Origin of the sequence: Burkholderia sp. Ac-20345, from assembly GCF_017104825.1 — a bacterium.
Taxonomy (GTDB): Bacteria; Pseudomonadota; Gammaproteobacteria; order Burkholderiales; family Burkholderiaceae; genus Burkholderia; species Burkholderia lata_B.
Genome location: NZ_JAAGPO010000520.1, coordinates 1 through 804 on the forward strand (window position 1 = coordinate 1; position 804 = coordinate 804).

1 protein-coding gene is annotated in these 804 nt (G+C 71.8%); it reads left to right on the forward strand.

Annotated features, from left to right (window positions below):
• A partial coding sequence (locus tag G3O06_RS48420; protein ID WP_205820479.1) for an ATP-binding cassette domain-containing protein occupies positions 1 to 804 on the forward strand: 804 nt, incomplete at both ends.

Here is an 804-nt window from a genome sequence, read left to right on the forward strand (position 1 = left end):
CCAAGGTGTTCGCGACGCCGCGCGGCCAGGCCGCCGCGCTGCGCGACGTGACGCTCGATGTGCGGCGCGGCGAGGTGTTCGGGATCATCGGCCGCAGCGGTGCCGGGAAGTCGACGCTGCTGCGGCTCGTGAACGGCCTCGAACGGCCGAGTTCGGGCCGCGTGCGCGTGCAGGGCGTCGACGTCGGCGCGCTCGACGAGGACGGGCTCGTCGCGCTGCGGCGCCGCACCGGCATGGTGTTCCAGCATTTCAACCTGCTGTCCGCGAAGACGGTGTTCGAGAACGTCGCGCTGCCGCTGAAGATCGCCGGCGTGCCGAAGGCCGAGCGCGTGCGCAAGGTCGAGGCGCTGCTCGAACTCGTCGGGCTCGCCGCGAAGCGCGACGCGTATCCGGCGAGCCTGTCGGGCGGGCAGAAGCAGCGCGTCGGCATTGCCCGCGCGCTCGTGCACGATCCCGAGGTGCTGCTGTGCGACGAGGCGACGTCGGCGCTCGATCCCGAGACGACGCAGTCGATCCTCGCGCTGCTCGCCGACATCAACCGCCGTCTCGGGCTGACGATCGTGCTGATCACGCACGAGATGGAAGTGATCCGCGCGGTGTGCGACACGGTTGCGGTGATCGAACAGGGCGAAGTCGTCGAAACGGGCCCCGTGTGGCGCGTGTTCGGCGATCCGCGCCACGGTGCGACGCGCGCGCTGCTCAGCACGCTCGTGCACGACTTGCCGGCCGAACTGGCCGCGCGCGTGCAGCCGCTGCCCGAGCAGGCCGCGTTGCCCGACGGCGCGCAGGTCGTGCTCGACGTCC